Raw genomic sequence first — 1,353 nt, 5'->3', positions numbered from 1 at the left:
CGGGCTACGTCAACTGAATGAAGGCAAAATATACCACGAGGCTATTACACGTTTTTAGACGGCATTACGCTACGTCAACTGAATGAAGGCAAAATATACCGCAAATTGGGACGTGCAGGTTGCCGGAATGATTTTTCAAACACGCTCTAGTATTTACCTGGTCAAAAAAATGGCTGCTCGGTTTCGTACCTTGCAGCCATAGTATAACGATTTTCTTTTAGAAAGTGGTCGCATAGAAAGCGACATTAAACAACATTCATTGTTTTATGATCCAATCAGACTCTGATCAAAAGCAAACAATGCTTCATTGATTTCATATACATTATAATTACCCTGTTCAACAAAATATTCTACAATAATATCAAACTTACTTGAACGAGACAAAGTAAATCCCGCCTTACCAAGCATATCCTGCATTTCTGCAATTGGCAGTTCCAATGCCAGAGCAAATGCCAGCACTGTCGTTTTAGACGGTTTATAAAATTTATTCGAGCGAATTTTAGAAAAAAGTTTCCGATCAATATTTGCTTTCTTGTAACACTGCGTGTCTGTCATGTCGGATTCGTCAATTTTACGAAGCAGCATTTCCGAAAAACTTTCATCTATCTGATTCAACGCATCCTCCAGAGTCCTGCTACTTATCGCATTATAGCTTGGCTTCGCTTCCATCCTCTCCACTGCTGACCCGAAACAACTTTCTCCAATAAGCGGCTCCGATCGCCATCTCTGTTCTTCCCGACTGTCCGAGTGTTCTTTCACATATCGGTCATCTATATAAGCTGTAATATCCGCAAACAACTTTCCGCTAATCTGATATGCCTTCCGGTCAAAAATTACAATGAAGACTGTCATCTCATTTTCCAGTAGAAAATTTCCAATGATATCTACAGCAACTTTTAATGCCTGATCTTTTGGATAGCCATAAATTCCAGAAGAAATCAGAGGAAAAGCAACCGATTCACAGCCATATTCCTTCGCCAGATTCAGTGATGTATCATAGCAGGATTCTAAAAGTTTTTGTTCTTGATGTTTTCCATCCAGCCAGATTGGTCCAACTGTGTGAATGACATATTTACAGGGAAGACGATATCCATTTGTAATTTTAGCATTCCCTGTCTGACATCCATGGAGCATTCTACATTCCTCAAGAAGGTCTGGGCCGGCAGCACGATGAATGCATCCATCTACCCCGCCACCTCCTAATAGAGATGTATTAGCTGCATTGACAATTGCATCAACATTCATTTTTGTAATATCATTTCTAACAATTTTCAATGGCATAGAATATACCTCCTACTGTTTATCCAAAATTTTCCGTTTCCATCGCCTGTGTATCAGACTTACTATTCGTAA

3 protein-coding genes are annotated in these 1,353 nt (G+C 39.5%); 1 reads left to right on the top strand and 2 read right to left on the bottom strand.

The features are described from left to right. Positions 1 to 64 precede the first annotated feature (64 nt). Positions 65 to 139, bottom strand: coding sequence for a DUF6783 domain-containing protein (locus EUBHAL_RS17405; protein ID WP_334290901.1), 75 nt, complete (start codon positions 137 to 139; stop codon positions 65 to 67). On the opposite strand from EUBHAL_RS17405, the gene EUBHAL_RS17020 reads away from it, so the two are divergent. Next, the gene (locus tag EUBHAL_RS17020; RefSeq protein ID WP_334290900.1) at positions 113 to 202 is read left to right on the top strand and encodes a hypothetical protein; all 90 of its coding nucleotides are present in this window, start codon (positions 113 to 115) and stop codon (positions 200 to 202) included. The genes EUBHAL_RS17405 and EUBHAL_RS17020 overlap by 27 nt on opposite strands. Positions 203 to 264: 62 nt before the next feature. Here EUBHAL_RS17020 and EUBHAL_RS13225 read toward each other — a convergent pair whose 3' ends face one another. Next, the gene (locus tag EUBHAL_RS13225) at positions 265 to 1,281 is read right to left on the bottom strand and encodes an O-acetyl-ADP-ribose deacetylase (protein ID WP_005350966.1); all 1,017 of its coding nucleotides are present in this window, start codon (positions 1,279 to 1,281) and stop codon (positions 265 to 267) included. Positions 1,282 to 1,353: the final 72 nt, after the last annotated feature.

The sequence above is a fragment of the Anaerobutyricum hallii DSM 3353 genome (assembly GCF_000173975.1).
In the GTDB taxonomy this organism is placed as follows: domain Bacteria; phylum Bacillota; class Clostridia; order Lachnospirales; family Lachnospiraceae; genus Anaerobutyricum; species Anaerobutyricum hallii.
Note: the sequence above shows the minus strand (reverse complement) of the source record. Positions and strands in the feature narration are given on the sequence as shown.